The organism is Luteimonas sp. A534 (assembly GCF_054072805.1).
Genome location: NZ_JBSVRR010000001.1, coordinates 593716 through 609575, shown reverse-complemented (window position 1 = coordinate 609575; position 15860 = coordinate 593716). Strand labels below are relative to the sequence as shown.

At 68.6% G+C, this 15860-nt stretch carries 10 protein-coding genes; 4 read left to right on the top strand and 6 right to left on the bottom strand.

Translation table 11 applies throughout. The annotated features are described in order from the left end of the window. Positions 1-30: 30 nt before the first annotated feature. A complete protein-coding gene (locus tag ACW5F0_RS02785; RefSeq protein WP_456998983.1) occupies positions 31-3924 on the bottom strand; it encodes a GH36-type glycosyl hydrolase domain-containing protein in 3894 nt (1297 codons plus the stop codon). A gap of 105 nt (positions 3925-4029) precedes the next feature. Here ACW5F0_RS02785 and ACW5F0_RS02780 point away from each other — a divergent pair, with 105 nt between their 5' ends. Genes ACW5F0_RS02780 through gnd form a run of 3 tightly spaced genes read left to right on the top strand, consistent with a single transcriptional unit; the run spans position 4030 to position 7799 of the window. Next, a complete protein-coding gene (locus tag ACW5F0_RS02780) occupies positions 4030-5364 on the top strand; it encodes a glucoamylase family protein (protein ID WP_456998982.1) in 1335 nt (444 codons plus the stop codon). Then, positions 5364-6860: a mercuric reductase gene (locus tag ACW5F0_RS02775; RefSeq protein WP_456998981.1), complete on the top strand. Its 1497-nt coding sequence runs from the start codon at positions 5364-5366 to the stop codon at positions 6858-6860. The genes ACW5F0_RS02780 and ACW5F0_RS02775 overlap by 1 nt, the downstream gene beginning before the upstream one ends. A 12-nt stretch (positions 6861-6872) precedes the next feature. Further along, positions 6873-7799: a phosphogluconate dehydrogenase (NAD(+)-dependent, decarboxylating) gene (gnd, locus tag ACW5F0_RS02770; protein ID WP_456998980.1), complete on the top strand. Its 927-nt coding sequence runs from the start codon at positions 6873-6875 to the stop codon at positions 7797-7799. 26 nt (positions 7800-7825) lie between these two features. Here the strand turns inward: gnd and ACW5F0_RS02765 are convergent, their stop codons facing one another. The 5 genes from ACW5F0_RS02765 to zwf all read right to left on the bottom strand — a co-directional run bounded on the left by ACW5F0_RS02765 (position 7826) and on the right by zwf (position 14412). Then, positions 7826-8038 (bottom strand): DUF2945 domain-containing protein, encoded by a 213-nt coding sequence (locus ACW5F0_RS02765; RefSeq protein ID WP_456998979.1) that lies wholly within the window; start codon positions 8036-8038, stop codon positions 7826-7828. Continuing rightward, entirely contained in the window at positions 8038-10110 is a 2073-nt protein-coding gene (gene tkt / locus ACW5F0_RS02760) for a transketolase (RefSeq protein WP_456998978.1), read from the bottom strand. The genes ACW5F0_RS02765 and tkt overlap by 1 nt, the downstream gene beginning before the upstream one ends. A gap of 102 nt (positions 10111-10212) precedes the next feature. After that, the gene (gene pgm, locus ACW5F0_RS02755) at positions 10213-11862 is read right to left on the bottom strand and encodes a phosphoglucomutase (alpha-D-glucose-1,6-bisphosphate-dependent) (RefSeq protein ID WP_456998977.1); all 1650 of its coding nucleotides are present in this window, start codon (positions 11860-11862) and stop codon (positions 10213-10215) included. An 11-nt stretch (positions 11863-11873) separates the two neighbouring features. Continuing rightward, positions 11874-12959 (bottom strand): transaldolase, encoded by a 1086-nt coding sequence (tal, locus tag ACW5F0_RS02750; protein WP_456998976.1) that lies wholly within the window; start codon positions 12957-12959, stop codon positions 11874-11876. A gap of 64 nt (positions 12960-13023) precedes the next feature. Next, positions 13024-14412, bottom strand: coding sequence for a glucose-6-phosphate dehydrogenase (zwf, locus tag ACW5F0_RS02745; RefSeq protein WP_456998975.1), 1389 nt, complete (start codon positions 14410-14412; stop codon positions 13024-13026). Between the two features lie 600 nt (positions 14413-15012). Here zwf and ACW5F0_RS02740 point away from each other — a divergent pair. After that, a complete protein-coding gene (locus tag ACW5F0_RS02740) occupies positions 15013-15852 on the top strand; it encodes a succinate dehydrogenase iron-sulfur subunit (RefSeq protein ID WP_456965250.1) in 840 nt (279 codons plus the stop codon). The last annotated feature ends 8 nt before the right edge of the window (positions 15853-15860 follow it).

Genomic DNA, 15860 nt, shown 5'->3' with positions numbered 1-15860 from the left:
GGGCGCGCAGGGGTTGCTCGTGCACCGCGATCAACGGCCCAACTCGATGGCCACGCGGTGCGATTGGCCGTCGTCGCGCAGCGGGATCAGGCAGGGATCAACGTCCAGGATCCCGCCGTCGAGTTCGCAACGTGTGATGCCGCGGCATGCACCGTTCGGGTTGGCGACTTCGATCAGATAGCGGCTGCCGCCGTGGCGGTACTCGATCGAGAAGCCCGGCCACACCCGTGGAATGCAGGGATCCAGGCGCAGATGCGCGCCCTGCAGGTGGAAGCCCAGGACCGCTTCCAGCCCGGCCCGGTACAGCCAGGCGCCGGACCCGGTGTACCAGGTCCAGCCGCCGCGGCCGACGTGCGGCTCGACCGAATACACGTCGGCGACCGCGACATAGGGCTCGACCTTGTAGCGGTCCACGCCTTCGGGCGTGGATGCATGGTGGACGGGATTGATCAGCGAGAACAGTTCGAACGCGCGGTCGCCGTCGCCCATCTTCGCGAAGGCGAAGATCGACCACTGCGCGCCGTGCGTGTACTGGCCGCCATTTTCGCGTAGGCCCGGTGGATAGGCCTTGATGTAGCCGGGGTCGTGGTCGGTGTGCTGGAACGGCGGGGTGAACAGCAGCGCGACCTTCTCGTCGCGCAGGATCAGCTGCCGGTGGACCTGCTCCATCGCCGACTTCGCATGCGCCGGATCGCCGCCGCCGGCGATCACGCTCCACGACTGGGCGATGGTGTCGATGCGGCATTCGTCGCTTTCGTGCGAGCCCAGCGGCGTACCGTCGTCGTAGTAGCCGCGACGGTACCACTGGCCGTCCCAGCCGCCGGCATCCAGGCCCTTGCGCACCGTGCTCGCGACATCTTCCCAGCGCGCTGCGCGCTCGTGCTCGCCGCGCGCCTTCGCGTATGGCGCGAACGCATCGATGGTGGCGCACAGGAACCAGCCCAGCCAGGAACTCTCGCCCCTGCCCTCCTCGCCAACGCGGTTCATGCCGTCGTTCCAGTCGCCGGTGCCGAACAGCGGCAGGTCGTGCGCGCCAAGCGTGAGGCTCACGTCGATGGCGCGTGCGCAGTGTTCGTACAGGCTGGCATCGCTGTCCGCGGTCGTGGGCCGGAAGTAGGCTTCGTCCTGCCCGGGCTCGAGCTGCGGGCCTTCGATGAAGGACTGGCGCGTATCGAGCACGTCGGTGTCGCCGGTGGCATCCATGTAGTGACAGGCGACGAACGGCAGCCACAGGCGGTCGTCGGTCATGCGCGTGCGAATGCCCTCGCCGCTCGGCGGCAGCCACCAGTGCTGCACGTCGCCTTGCTCGAACTGGCGGCCCGCGGCACGCAGCAGCTGCACGCGCGCTTCCCCGGGGCGTGCGATGCAGGTGGCCATCACGTCCTGCAGCTGGTCGCGGAAGCCGTAGGCGCCGCTGGCCTGGTAATACCCGGTGCGCGCCCAGACCCTGCAGCACAGCGCCTGGTAGAGCAGCCAGCGGTTGAGCAGCAGGTCCATCGCCCGGTCGGGCGTGCGCACCTGCACGGTGCCGAGGATGTCGTCCCACTGCGCGACGGCTGCCTGCAGGACGGCGTCGAGGTCCACCTCGCGGTAGCGGCGCACCAGCTCGCGCGCGGCGGCGGCGTTGATCGCGTCGCCGAGCAGGAGCACGATCTCCTCTTCGCCATCGGCGGACAGTTCGAAGCGGGTTTGCAGCGCGCCGCAAGGATCCAGCCCGGCACCGGTGCGTCCGGACAGCGCTTCGCCTCCCTGGAGTGCCGCCGGCGCGGCCAGGTTTCCCCGCCGGCCGAGGAATTCGAGGCGATCGCCGCTGTGCGCGTGCTGGCGGCCACGCAGGTCCATGAACGCCACGCGTTCGCCAAACTCCGCGCGCCAGGCGTTGGCGGCGAACAGCGCGCCGGTGTCCCGGTCCAGAGAGGTCGCGACGAACGGCGCCGGCTGCGAGCCGTTCGGCCCCAGCGCCCACTGTACGAAGGCGGTCACCGACAGCCTGCGCGTGCGCCCCGAGCGGTTGCGCAGCCGCAGGCGCGAGATCTTCAGGCCATCGTCGACCGGCACGTACTGCAGCAGGTCGAGCTCGATGCCATGTTCGGCGTGCTCGAAGCGGCTGTAGCCGTGGCCGTGGCGCGCGACGTACTCGCCATCGTCGCCGCAGCGCGGCAGCGCCGTGGCGGTGAACAGCCGGCCATCCTCGTCGTCACGCACGTAGAGCACGTCCTGCGGCGGATCGGAGACCGGATCATTTGTCCACGGCGTGATCGGGTTGCGCTGGCTGTTCTGCGACCACGCGTAGCCACCGCCGGCCTCGGTGGCGGTGAAGCCGAAGTCCGGATTGGCGACGACGTTGAGCCATGGCATCGGCGGCAGCGCGCCGTTGCGGATGATCGTGACGTACTCGCGCCCGTCTTCGGCGAAGCCGCCGTGGCCGTTGAAGAACTCCAGGGTCGCCTCGATGCCGCCGCCCGATCCCCGCGACGGCGACCCGGCGGCCGCAGTCGGCTGGCGGGCGGCATTGTGCGGCAGGTCTGTCCCTGTCGCGGCCGGCAGCGCATCCACCTGTGCCGCGAGGCCACCGTCGCGCTGGTCGAGGGCAATCGCGGCCGCCGTCGCCAGCCCGGCCTGCAGTGCATCTGGCGCCTCGTCGGCGCGGAGTACGAACAGGTTCTGCCTGCCGCCCGGCGGCGGATTCCGCGTCGCGTGCCCCGTGAAGCGATCCTGCAGCGCGTCGTACGCCGCCGCCGACCCGGCGACGGCCACAAGGTCGGCCTCGAGACCGTGTGCGCGCCAGTACGCTTCGGCGCGCAGGACGTCATCCGCGAGCGCCAGGCCGGTATCGTCGTTGATGCGCAGCAGCACGATCGGGCGATCGCCCGAAATGCCGCCGGCCCAGAGCGTGGGCGCGCCGCCCTCCCCCTTCCCCAGCGCCGCGGGTGCGGTGCGCAGCGTCGGATCCGGGTACAGCAGCGCGGCCGCGAGACGCTGGAAGCGCCGCGCCTGCGCCGCATCCAGGCCCAGGCGCGACAGCAGCGCGTGCGCACGCTTCGACGCCTCCCCGGACGCCTGCGCGAAGGCATCCGCGCCGCGGAACCGATCGACCAGCGCGAGCGCCTCCTCGCGGCCAGCGGCCGCCACCGTCCACAGCTGCAGCGTGGCGGTGTCCCCGGGCGCGATGCGCACCCGGCGCCGCAGGCTGAACACCGGATCAAGCACGGTGCCGACCGTACCCGAAAGCGTCTCCGATTCGAGCGCCGCCGGGGCGCGCACGTCGCGGCCGCGGCCGATGAAGCGCGCCCGGTCGGTCTCCCACTGCGGTTCGCCGCCGTCGTCGCCTTCGACCTGCAGCCACTGCGCGGCACAGATCGACGGATCGCCTGGCGTGCGCACGCGACGCGTGGCAAGCAGCACGCGACGGTCGGCCAACCACTCCGTGCGCACGAACATTTTCGAAAACGCGGGGTGCGCGGCATCGCCCTGCTGCGGCGCAAGCACCAGTTCGGCGTGGCTGGTCAGTTCGATGATGCGCTCGCGGTCGCCGCTGTTGCGCAGGCGGACGCGCCGGACCTCCGCATCGGCATTGTCGGCGACGACGACCTCGGTGGTGGTTTCGATGTCGCCGTCACGGCGGCGGATGCCGGCGCGGCCATCGGTGAATTCCAGCGCATAGGTATCGGGCACGGCCCCGGTGGGCTGCAACCCGGCCGACCAGGTCGCGCCGCTGTCGACGTCACGCAGGTAGAGCCAGCAGCCGTGGTTGTCGCCTGTCGGATCGGCGCGCCATCGGGTGATCGCGCAGTTTCCGAGATGGCTGTAGCCGGAGCCGGCGGCGGTCAGCATCACGGTGTAGCACCCGTTCGATAGCAGCTGCAGTCGGGGCGCCTGAAGGAGGAGGCCGGGCGGCGTGCTTCCGGATGCCTGGTGTTGCATGGAACGAGGACTCCGGAAGGTGTCGTCCCCTTATTGCACGTTGGCGGTCACGGTGGGGTCAACGTCATGACCTGCTAACACCGGGGAACCTAGACTGCAGCCAACGTGCCGAAGACGATACAAAACAGCATCGCGGAGGCCGGCGAACCCTTGCTGGACCACTACCAGCGCGCCGCCTTCGGCTACTTCCTGCGGCACCGCAATCCGGTCAACGGCCTGTACGCCGACACCTCGCGCGAATGGTCGCCGGTCAGCATCGCGGTCGTCGGGTTCGCGCTGTCGACCTACCCGGTCGCGGTCGAACGCGGCTGGATCGGGCGGGCCGAAGCGGTCGAACATTGCGCCGCCGCGCTGCGCTTCTTCCGCGACAGCAACCAGGACGGCAGTCCAGGTTCCACGGGACACAAGGGCTTCTACTTCCACTTCCTCGACCGCGACACCGGCACCCGCGTCTGGCGCTGCGAGCTGTCGATGATCGACACGGCACTGCTGATCATCGGGGCGCTCATGGCCAGCCGCTACTTCGATGCCGACACGCCCGACGAGGCGGAGCTGCGCGCCATTGCCGATGGACTGTACCGCCGCATCGATTGGCGCTGGGCGCAAAACGGCGGCGAAACGATCATGCAGGGCTGGAAGCCCGAGTGCGGCTTCCTTCACTACGGCTGGGAAGGCTACAGCGAGGCGATCGTGCTGTACGTGCTTGCCCTGGGTTCACCCACCCACCCGATCGGCGAGGACTGCTACCGGGCCTGGACCAGCACCTACCAGTGGGAGAATCTCTATGGCCACGGCTTCCTGTACGCCGGCCCGCTGTTCATCCACCAGTTCTCGCATGCGTGGATCGACTTCCGCGGCATCCGCGACAGCTTCATGCGCCAGAAGGCCTGCGACTATTTCGAGAACAGCCGTCGCGCCATCCATGTGCAGCGCGCCTATGCCTGCATCAACCCGCGCGGCCACCGGGGCTACGGGCAGGATTGCTGGGGCCTGAGCGCCTGCGAGGGACCGACCGACGAAGTACAGGGAGTGGATGCGGAGCCGCGGCACCTGTTCGGCTATGCCGCGCGCGGCGTGCCCTATGGGCCGGACGACGGCACCCTGTCGCCGCCGGCGGTGCTGGCGAGCGTGCCGTTCGAACCGGAACTTGCGCTCGAGGCCATCGGCACGATGTGCCGACGCCATCCGGAGATCGTCCACGAACACGGCTTCACCAGCGGCTTCAACGCCGACCTGCGCGACACGGACGGAAAGGCGTGGGTATCGCCCGGCCTGTTCGGGCTCGACCAGGGCATCATCCTGTTGATGCTGGAAAACCATCGGACCGGCCTGCCCTGGGCGCTGATGCGCCGCTGCCGGTGCGTCGTCGACGGGCTGCGCCGCGCTGGCTTCGAAGGCGGCTGGCTCGATACCGCCGCGCGCGACGGGGAGCAAGGCTGATGCACCACCGCGACTCCGGCATCGGCACCGTGATCGACCCGTTCGTCCGTGACGAACTGCGCGACAATCTGCGCCCGGCCCGATGGCGCAATCCCAGGCCGGCCGAACGCTACGGGCTGGTCGTCGTCGGCGCCGGCGCCGCCGGCCTGGCGGCCGCGCAGGACGCTGCCGCCACCGGCGCGCGTGTTGCGCTGGTGGAGCGCGACCTGCTCGGCGGTGACCGCCTCAGCTTCGGCTGCGAGCCCTCCAAGGCCCTGGTGCGCACCGCCCGTGTGTACGCGGAAATGCGCGATGCCCGGAAGTACGGCGCCATCGCACCGCCACGGGTCGAGGTGGACTTCCACGCCGCGATGGAACGCGTGCTGCGGCTGCGCGCGCGCCTGAGCCGCGCCACCTCGCCGCGGATGTTGCGCGAAGCCGGCATCGACCTGTTCTTCGGCCATGCCATGTTCAAGGCCCCGGACCGGTTGGAACTGGACGGCGTGCAGCTGCGGTTCGACAAGGCGTTGATCGCGACCGGTGCCGAGCCCGACGTGCCCGACATTCCCGGCCTGCGCGACGTGGGCTACCTGACCAACGAAACGATCTTCGGCATCGCCGCCCTGCCCCGGCGGCTGCTGGTCATCGGCGGCGGCCCCCTAGGTTGCGAACTGGCGCAGGTGTTTCGCCGCTTCGGCAGCCGCGTGATCATCGTCCAGAACATGCCGCTGTTCCTGCCCCACGAAGAGCGCGATGCGGCGCAGATCCTGTCGGTGGCGTTCGCTCGCGACGGGATCGAGGTGCGCCTGAATACCGAGGTGACCGCCGTGCGCCGTGCCGGCGACGGGATCCACGCCGACCTGCGCACCGACGACTACGTGACAAGCGTGGTTGCCGATGCCGTGCTGGTCGGCACCGGGCGGCTGCCGCGCATCGACGACATGGGCCTGGAGGCGGCAGGTGTTGGACATGATGCGGTCGAGGGCATCCGGGTGGACGATCACCTGTGCACGGCAAACCCCGCGATCTACGCGGCCGGCGATGCCTGCATGGCCCACCGTTTCACCCATGTCGCCGTGGCCACTGCGCGCATGGCGGTGGCCAATGCCCTGCGCGGTGAACGGCAGCGCCTGGGCGATCTGGTGATTCCGTGGTGTACGTACACCGATCCGGAGATCGCACATGTGGGCCTGTACGTGCGCGAGGCCATGCTGCGCGGAATCCCCATCTCCACCAGCACGATCCCGCTGCACGCGGTGGACCGGGCGGTGCTCGACGGCGACGAGATCGGCTTCGTCAAGCTGCACGTCGCCGACGGCTCCGACCGCATCCTGGGGGCGACGATCGTGTCCCGCCGCGCCGGCGAGCTGATCGCGCAGATTACCCAGGCGATGGTCAACGGCACCGGCGTGCGCGGGCTGGCGCGCGTCATCCACCCTTACCCCACCGAGTCGTCCGCGATCGGCGCGGCGGCGCGAGCCTGGTGCCTCGAGCATCCTGTGTCGCCAAGGGCGTGACGAACAGCGCGGTTGCACAACGAGGAGGAAGACATGGAACTTGGCATGATCGGCTTGGGCAAGATGGGCGCGAACATGGCGCAGCGCCTGGTACGCGGCGGCCACCGCGTGGTCGGTTTCGACCCGAAACCCGAGGCGCGTTCACTGGCCGAAGGTTTCGGCGCGAAGTCGGCGACGTCGCTGGAAGATCTGGTGGACAAGCTGCCCGCGCCGCGCGCGGTCTGGATGATGGTGCCGGCAGGCGACATCACCGGCAGCACGGTCGACGCGCTGGTGAAGCTGCTGTCGCCGGGCGACACGATCATCGACGGCGGCAACTCCAACTACAAGAACACGCTGGATCGCGCGAAAGCCGTCTCCGACAAGGGGCTGCACTACGTCGACTGCGGTACCAGCGGCGGCGTGTGGGGGCTGGCCGAGGGCTACAGCATGATGATTGGCGGCGAGAAGGACGCGGTCGAGCGTCTGCGGTCTGTCTTCGAGACCCTGGCACCGGCCGAAGACCAGGGCTGGGGTCACGTGGGGCCGGTCGGCTCGGGCCACTTCACCAAGATGGTCCACAACGGCATCGAGTACGGGCTGATGCAGGCGTACGCGGAAGGCTTCTCGATCCTCGGGCACAAGAAGGACTTCGACCTCGACCTGCATCAGGTCGCCGAGATCTGGCGCACTGGCAGCGTCGTGCGTTCCTGGCTGCTGGACCTGACCGCCAACGCGCTGGGCAAGAATCCGACGATGGACGGCATCGCGCCGTTCGTGCCCGACTCGGGCGAAGGCCGCTGGACCGTGGCCGAGGCGATCGACCTCAACGTGCCGGCGCCGGTGATCACCCAGTCCCTGATCGCGCGCCTGCGTTCGCGCGACGGCGAATCGTTCGCCGACCGGCTGCTGTCGGCGATGCGCAACGAGTTCGGTGGGCATGCGGTGAAGAAGGAATAGGAGCACCCGCCCCGCCCTGCGACGCCTCACGATTTCTTCTTCAACGCTCCGCCCTTGTGCACCGCGACGTGGTCGGTCTTGTCGCTCTTGATCTCGTACTGCGGATCGTCTTCGCTGCAATGCCGGGTATAGCCGTGCCAGTCGAAGTCCTTGACGTGCACCTTGGTGATCATGCCGCTGACATGACCGGCCTCGGAGTTCCACGTGACGTGGTCGCCAACCTTGAAATCGTGTGACATCAGACTTTCTCCTTTCCGAGCAGCGCACGGGCGCGTGCGCAGACGTTGTCAACGGTAAACCCGTAGCGCTCCAGCATCTCGCTTCCTGGCGCCGAAGCACCGAAGCGGTCGACGCCGAGCACGTCGCCGTGGTCGCCGACGTAGCGGTGCCAGCCCTGCGGCGACCCCGCTTCCACCGCCAGTCGCGCAGGCACGGACGACGGCAGCACGGATTCACGGAATTCCTGCGGCTGTTCGTCGAACAGCTCCCAGCACGGCATCGACACCGCGCGCGCGGCGACGCCTTCGCCCTGCAGTTTCTCCACGGCGGCCAGCGCGAGACCGGTTTCCGCGCCGGTGCCGATCACGATGACGTCGGGTTTGCCGCCTTCCGCATCGAGCAATACATAGGCGCCCTTGCGCAGGCCATCGGCCGATGCGTACTTGTCGCGATCAAGCGTGGGCACTTTCTGCCGCGAAAGCGCAAACGCCACCGGCCGGTTCACCGCTTCAAGCGCAACGCGCCAGGCTACGGCCGTTTCGTTCGCATCCGCGGGCCGGATCACCAGCAGCCCCGGCACCGAACGCAGGCCTGCAAGTTGCTCCACCGGCTGGTGCGTCGGCCCGTCTTCGCCCAGCGCGATGCTGTCGTGGGTGAACACGTGCAGCACATGCAGGCGCATCAACGCGGCCAGGCGCATCGGCGGGCGCATGTAGTCGGAGAAGATCAGGAAGGTCGCGTCGTAGGGAATGATGCCGCCGTGCGCGGCCAGTCCGTTGCAGATGGTGCCCATCGCGTGCTCGCGAACGCCGAAGTGCAGGTTGCGGCCCGAATAACTCCAGCCGCCGCCGGCCGAGCCCTGCTCGTCCTCGCCCGGCGTGGCGCGCGGGTCGAAGTCGCCCAGGCCCTTCACCGCGGTGTAGGTCGAGGGATCGAGGTCCGCGGAGCCGCCGGTCAGCGCCGGCAGCTTCGGCGCGATCGCTGACAGCACCTTGCCGCCGGCTTCGCGCGTGGCCATGCCCTTGGCGTCCGCGGGGAACACCGGGATGTCCGCGTCCCAGCCGTCGGGCAATGTCGCTTCGAGGCTGGTGCGGAGCTCGCGCGCGTCATCGGCATAGGCATCGGCGTAGGCATCTAAGCGCTGCTGCCACGCGTCCTGCCCGCGCCTGCCGCGGTCGAGCGCGGAGCGGAAGTGCGCCATCGCGTCGTCGGGCAGCAGGAACGCCGGCTGCTCGGGCCAGCCGAGCTTGCGCTTGGTCGCCGCCACGCCCTCCTCGCCCAGCGGCGAGCCGTGCGCCTTGTAGCTGTCCTGCTCCGGCGAGCCGTAGCCGATGTGGGTGCGCACCAGCACCAGCGACGGCCGCGTGGTTTCGTCGTGTGCCCGCTGCAGTGCCCGTTCGATCGCGGCGACGTCGTTGCCGTCGTCCACGGTTTCCACGTGCCAGTCGTAGGCGGAAAAACGTGCGGCGCGATCCTCGGTGAAGGTGATGTCGGTGCCGGCGGCCAGGGTCACGTTGTTGTCGTCGTAGAGCACGTTGAGCTTGCCCAGCTTCAGGTGCCCGGCAAGCGATGCGGCCTCGGAGGCGACGCCTTCCATCAGGTCGCCGTCGCTGGCGATGGCCCAGGTGCGGTGGTCGACGACGACGTGGCCCGGGCGGTTGTAGCGCGCCGCCAGCTGCGCCTCGGCCATCGCCATGCCCACGGCGTTGGCGAAGCCCTGCCCCAGCGGCCCGGTGGTGACTTCCACGCCCGGCGTGTGGCCGCGCTCGGGGTGCCCCGGCGCCTTGCTGCCCCACTGCCGGAACTGCTTGATGTCGTCGAGCGTCAGGTCGTAGCCGGTGACGTGCAGCAGGCTGTATAGCAGCGCCGACCCGTGGCCGGCGGAGAGCACGAATCGGTCCCGGTCCGACCACAGCGGATTGGCCGGGTTGTGCTTCAGGAATCGCTGCCACAGCACGTAGGCCATCGGCGCGGCGCCAAGCGGCAGGCCGGGATGGCCGCTGTCGGCCTTCTGCACCATGTCGACGGAAAGGAAGCGCAGCGTGTCGATGCAGCGCTGGTCGAGGGATGCGGATGCCTTGTCTGGTGCCATGATCCTGCTCCGGTGACTGGGTGGGAGCGGCCATGGCCGGATGGCCTGCCTTGCGAACTGCATCGCGGCCATGGCCGCTCCCACAGGGGGATGCGGGTGTCTTCAGCTTTCGGCGAGCGCCGCATCGACGATGCCCTGCGCCTCGGCGAGGATCGCTTGCAGGTGATCGGGGCTCTCGAAGCTCTCGCCGTAGATCTTGTAGATGTCCTCGGTGCCCGACGGCCGTGCGGCGAACCAGCCATTGTCGGCGACGACCTTGATGCCGCCGATCGGCGCGCCGTTGCCAGGCGCCTTGTCCAGTACCTGGCGGATGTCGGCGCCCGCGAGCTTGTCGGCCTTCAGCCGCGCGGGCGAGAGCTTGCCCAGCAGCTCCTTCTGCTGTGCGCTGGCCGGCGCCTCAACGCGGTCAGAGAAGACCTCGCCGAAGGCCTCGCACAGCCCGCGGTAGTGTTCGGCCGGGTCGTGCCCGTGGCGCGCGGTGAGCTCGGCGGCGAACAGCGCCGGCGCCATCCCGTCCTTGTCGGTGGTCCAGACCGTGCCGTCGCGACGCAGGAAGCTGGCGCCCGCGCTTTCTTCGCCGCCCAGGCCCAGCGAACCGTCGAACAGGCCGTCGGCGAACCACTTGAAGCCCACCGGCGTTTCGTACAGCCTGCGCCCGAGTCGCTTGGCGACGCGGTCGATCATGCTGCTGCTGACCACGGTCTTGCCCACGGCGGCATTCGCGTCCCACTGCGGGCGGTGGCGGAACAGGTCGTCGACCATCGCGGCCATGTAGTGGTTCGACGGCAGCAGGCCCGCCTTCGTCACCACGCCGTGGCGATCATGGTCGGTGTCGCAGGCGAAGGCGACGTCATAGCGGTCCTTCATCCCGATCAGCCGCTGCATCGCGTACGACGATGACGGGTCCATGCGGATCTTGCCGTCCCAGTCGCGGGTCATGAAGGCGAACGTGGGGTCGACCTGCTCGCTGACGACATCGAGATCCAGCCGATAGCGCTCGGCGATGCGCGCCCAGTAGTGCACGCCGGCACCGCCCAGCGGATCGACGCCCATGCGCACGCCGGAGCCGCGGATCAGGTCGAAGTCGAGCACCTTGGCGAGGTCGGCGACGTAGTGATTGAGGAAATCGTGTTCGCGCGTGGTATTCGCGGCGTGCGCCTGCGCCAGCGGCACGCGCGCCACGCCCTTGAGGCTCGCTTCTAGCAGCGCGTTGGCGCGGTCCTGCACCTGGCGCGTAATCGCGGTGTCGGCCGGCCCGCCGTTGGCCGGGTTGTATTTGAAGCCGCCGTCGCCAGGCGGGTTGTGCGAGGGCGTGACGACGATGCCGTCGGCCAGGCCCGAGTCACGGTCGCGGTTGTGGACGAGGATGGCGTGAGACACGGCGGGCGTGGGCGTGTACTCGTCGCCCTGCGCGATCCGCAACTCCACGCCGTTCGCGACCAGCACCTCCAGCGCGCTGTCGCGCGCGGGTGCGGACAGCGCGTGGGTGTCGATGCCTAGGAACAGCGGCCCGTCGACGCCCTGCGCCTTGCGGTATTCGCAGATCGCCTGGGTGATGGCGAGCACATGGTGCTCGTTGAAGCTGCCGTCCAGCGAACTGCCGCGGTGGCCGGAGGTACCAAACGCCACGCGCTGCGCGGCGACCGACGGATCCGGCGTCACGTCGAAGTAGGCGGCAAGCAGCTTGTCGATGTCGATGAGCTGCGCGGGCTGCGCCGGCTTGCCGGCCATCGGGCTGATGTTCGTGTCCATGGCCACCTTGCTCAGCGGCCGCCGGCCAGCGACCGCGCCTTGTCGGCGATGCGCTGCAGCAGCTGGTTCCAGGACTTGACGAAGGCGTCGGCGCCGTCGCGCTGCAGCTGCGCGGCCAGCGCGTCGATGTCGACTCCGGCCGCGGCGATCTTCGCAAGCGTGGTGGCGAAGTCGCCGCCATCGTCGGCCAGCGCGCCGCGCACCTTGCCGTGGTCGGCGAAGGCATGCAGCGTCTTCTCGGGCACCGTGTTGATCGTGTCGGGTGCGGCCAGCGCTTCGACGTAGAGCGTGTCGGACGCCTTCGGGTCCTTGGTGCCGGTGCTTGCCCACAGCAGGCGCTGGGGCCGCGCGCCTGCCGCGGCGAGCTTTTCCCAGCGATCCGAAGCCAGCAGATCGCGATAGGCGCGATAGGTCTGCTGCCCCACCGCGATGCCCAGGCGGTTGTGCAGCTCTTCCGGCAGTTGCTCCGCGCTGGCCCTGTCCCAGCGGCTGATGAACAGCGAAGCGACCGAGCCCACCACCGGGTCCAGGCCGGCCTCGATGCGCCGCTCGATGCCGCGCATGTACGCGTCTGCCGCCGCGACATACTGCTGCATGGAGAACAGCAGGGTCACGTTGATCGGCACGCCGGCGAAGATCGATTCCTCGATCGCCGACACGCCTTCCGGCGTGCCCGGGATCTTTACATACAGGTTGTCGCGCCCGGCCTGCGCGTGGATGCGCCTGGCGGCCTCGATGCTGCCGGTGGTGTCTGCGGCCAGCAGCGGCGAGAGCTCCATCGACACCCAGCCGTCGACGCCGCCGGTGGCATCGAACACGGGGCGGAACAGGTCCGCCGCCCGGCGCAGGTCCTCCAGCGCCAGCTCGACGAACAGCTCGGCGTCGCGCTTGCCGGCGGCGGATTTCTTGCCGATGCCGGCATCGTAGGCGTCGCTGTCGCCGATCGCCTGGTCGAAGATCGTTGGATTCGAAGTCAGGCCGGTGATCGCGTACTCGTCGATGTAACGCTGCAGCGTGCCGTCGTCGAGGATCTCGCGGGTGATGTTGTCCAGCCACAGGCTCTGGCCGAGCTCGCGCAGGGATTGCAGGTGGTTCATGACGACTCCTGTCGTGTCGATACGGATTCAGCGGTGGCGGGTTCAGGGGTGGCGGGCTCGCGGTCTAGCACGGCTCGCTCGTCTCGGGCTGCGGGTCGTGCCAGCCTTCGTCGTTGACAACGATTCCGGTCGCCGACGCCGGCCCCCAGCTGCCCGGCTCGTAAGACTCGACCGGCGCGTGCTCCTGCAGCACCGGATCCACGACTCGCCAGGCGGCCTCCACCGCTTCGTCGCTGGTGAACAGGCCGGCGTCGCCGCGCACCGCATCGCCGAGCAGGCGTTCGTACGGCGACTTTTCGCCGACGTGCTGGTGGCGCGCGGTCAGTTCGACGGCCTCGCCGCGCATCTGGTCCCCGGCGCGCTTGACCCGCACACCGGTGGAGATCACCACTTCCGGGCTCAGGCGCAGGCGGAAATAGTTTGAATGCGCCGGCTGGCTCTCGTCGAAGATCGACAGCGGCGGGCACTTGAGGTCCACCATCACCTGGGTCGAGGTGATCGGCAGGCACTTGCCTGCGCGGATGTAGAACGGCACCCCCGCCCAGCGCCAGGTGTCGATGTACAGGCGCAGCGCGGCGAAGGTCTCCACGTCCGAATCCTTCGCCACCCCCGGCTCGTCGCGATAGCCGCGGAACTGGCCGCGCACCAGCTCGCCGGGCTCCAGCGGGCGCATGGCGCGGAACAGGCGCAGCTTCTCCGCCCGGATCGACTCGGGATCGCCGCCGATCGGCGCGTCCATCGCCAGCAGCGCGACCACTTGCAGGAGGTGGTTCTGGACCACGTCGCGGATCGCACCGACGCCGTCGTAGAAGCCGCCGCGGCCCTGCACGCCAAAGGCCTCGGCCATGGTGATCTGCACGTTGTCGACGTACTCCCGGTTCCACAGCGGTTCGAGAAAGGCGTTGGCGAAGCGGAAGTACAGCAGGTTCTGTACTGCTTCCTTGCCCAGGTAGTGGTCGATGCGGAAGAGCGAGGATTCCGGGAACACCTCGTGCAGGGTGGCGTTGAGCACCCGGGACGAGGCCAGGTCGCGGCCGAAGGGCTTCTCGACCACCACCCGCGCGCCCCGTGCGCAACCGCTGGCGCCCAGCGCGCGGACCACGGTCCCGAACAGGCTCGGCGGGATGGCCAGGTAGTGCAGCGGCCGCTGCGCGGCCCCGAGTTCCCTGCGCAGGCGCTCGAAGGTGCCGGCGTCGGTGTAGTCGCCGTCGATGTAGCGCAGCTGTGCGGCAAGCCGGGCGAAGGCGGCTTCATCCACACCGCCGTTGTGCACCAGGCTCTCGCGGGCACGTTCGCGCAGCTGGTCGACCGTCCAGCCGGCGCGGGCCACGCCGATCACCGGCATGTCGAAGCGGCCGCGCGCGACCAGCGCCTGCAATGCCGGAAAGATCTTCTTGTAGGCAAGGTCACCGGTGGCGCCGAAAAGCACGAATGCGTCGGAAACGGAAGTCAAGCGGACTCCTGTCCTGGGTGCGGTGCGCCGGCCATGCTACTGGGCCCCGGGTTAATGCCGGGTCATCGCCGGGGCGCCCGCCCAGCGCCGCAGCCTCATGCACCGGAGTTCGGCCAAGGTCAACTCCGGCACCGACGCAGTCGGCCTGGTGCATCGCACCGTTCAGACAGGGGCGGCTTCAGGCACCAGCGACGACTGTTCAAAGCACTCGATGAACAATTCGGTCAGAACCCGTACTTTCCGCCCGCCAGGCGCCACCCGAGGGTCAGCGGTCACAGAGCGCTCGTCACAGACCGACGCGGTATGCGGCATGGTCGGGAACCTTGGCAGATGGCGTGCTGCTCGGAGTTCTCCCGCTTGGCCGCGGGCACGCAAGTTGCGACCGCTGGGAGTTCAACATGGTCAGCACCTTCAATAAACGCGACGCAGATCGTGCACATTTGAAGGACCTTCACGGATATCTCCCGCTTGCGGGACTACTTTTGCATGACCTTTCTCGGTGACTCCGGGCACGAACCAAAAATCATGTCCCGCGAACCGATCAATGACTTGCCGCGCGCCACCCAGCTGGTGCCCCCCACCCGTGACCCGGATCGACTGATGATCATCGAGGGATCGGATCAGGTTCCGCGCGCAACCCTGCTCAAGCGTTTTCCAGTACCCCGCAATATGGGGGTAGCGCCCGAATCGCGTATCGAGAACGGCAAGACGTGGCCGGTGCCTGTCGGCGCGACGCGAACCAAACGGTTCCAGATCTACCGCTACGATCCAGATTCCACCGCCAATCCGCGCCTGGATACGTTTGAAGTCGATCTCGACGACTGCGGCCCAATGACGTTGGACGCACTTTTCTGGATCAAGAACAAGGTCGATCCAACCCTTACGTTCCGGCGCTCATGCCGCGAGGGCATCTGCGGCTCCTGCGCCATGACCATGGATGGCACGAACTGGCTCGCCTGCATGCGATTCATCACCGACCTGGCTTCGCCAGCAACCATCTATCCACTGGCGAACATGCCGGTCGTCAAAGATCTTGTTCCGGATCTCACGCATGTGTTCGCGCAATACACCGCGATCGAGCCATGGCTCAAGTCCCGAACGCCAGAACCCGAGCGCGAACGACTTCAATCGGTGGAGGAACGTCGCAAACTCGATGGCTTTTACGAGTGCATTCTGTGTTTCTGCTGCACGTCGGGCTGCCCCAGTCATTGGTGGAATGGCGACCGTTTCCTGGGCCCTGCGGTACTGCTCCAAGCTTGGCGTTGGCTTGCCGACAGTCGTGACGACGCAGCGGATGAACGGCTCGACGCACTCGATGACCCCTTCCGTCTTTACCGATGCCACACCATCCTCAACTGCACCCGGACGTGTCCGAAGGGCCTGAACCCGGGCAAGGCCATCGCAGAGATCAAGCGGCAGATGATCGAGCGCAGGGGCTGACGGCGGAC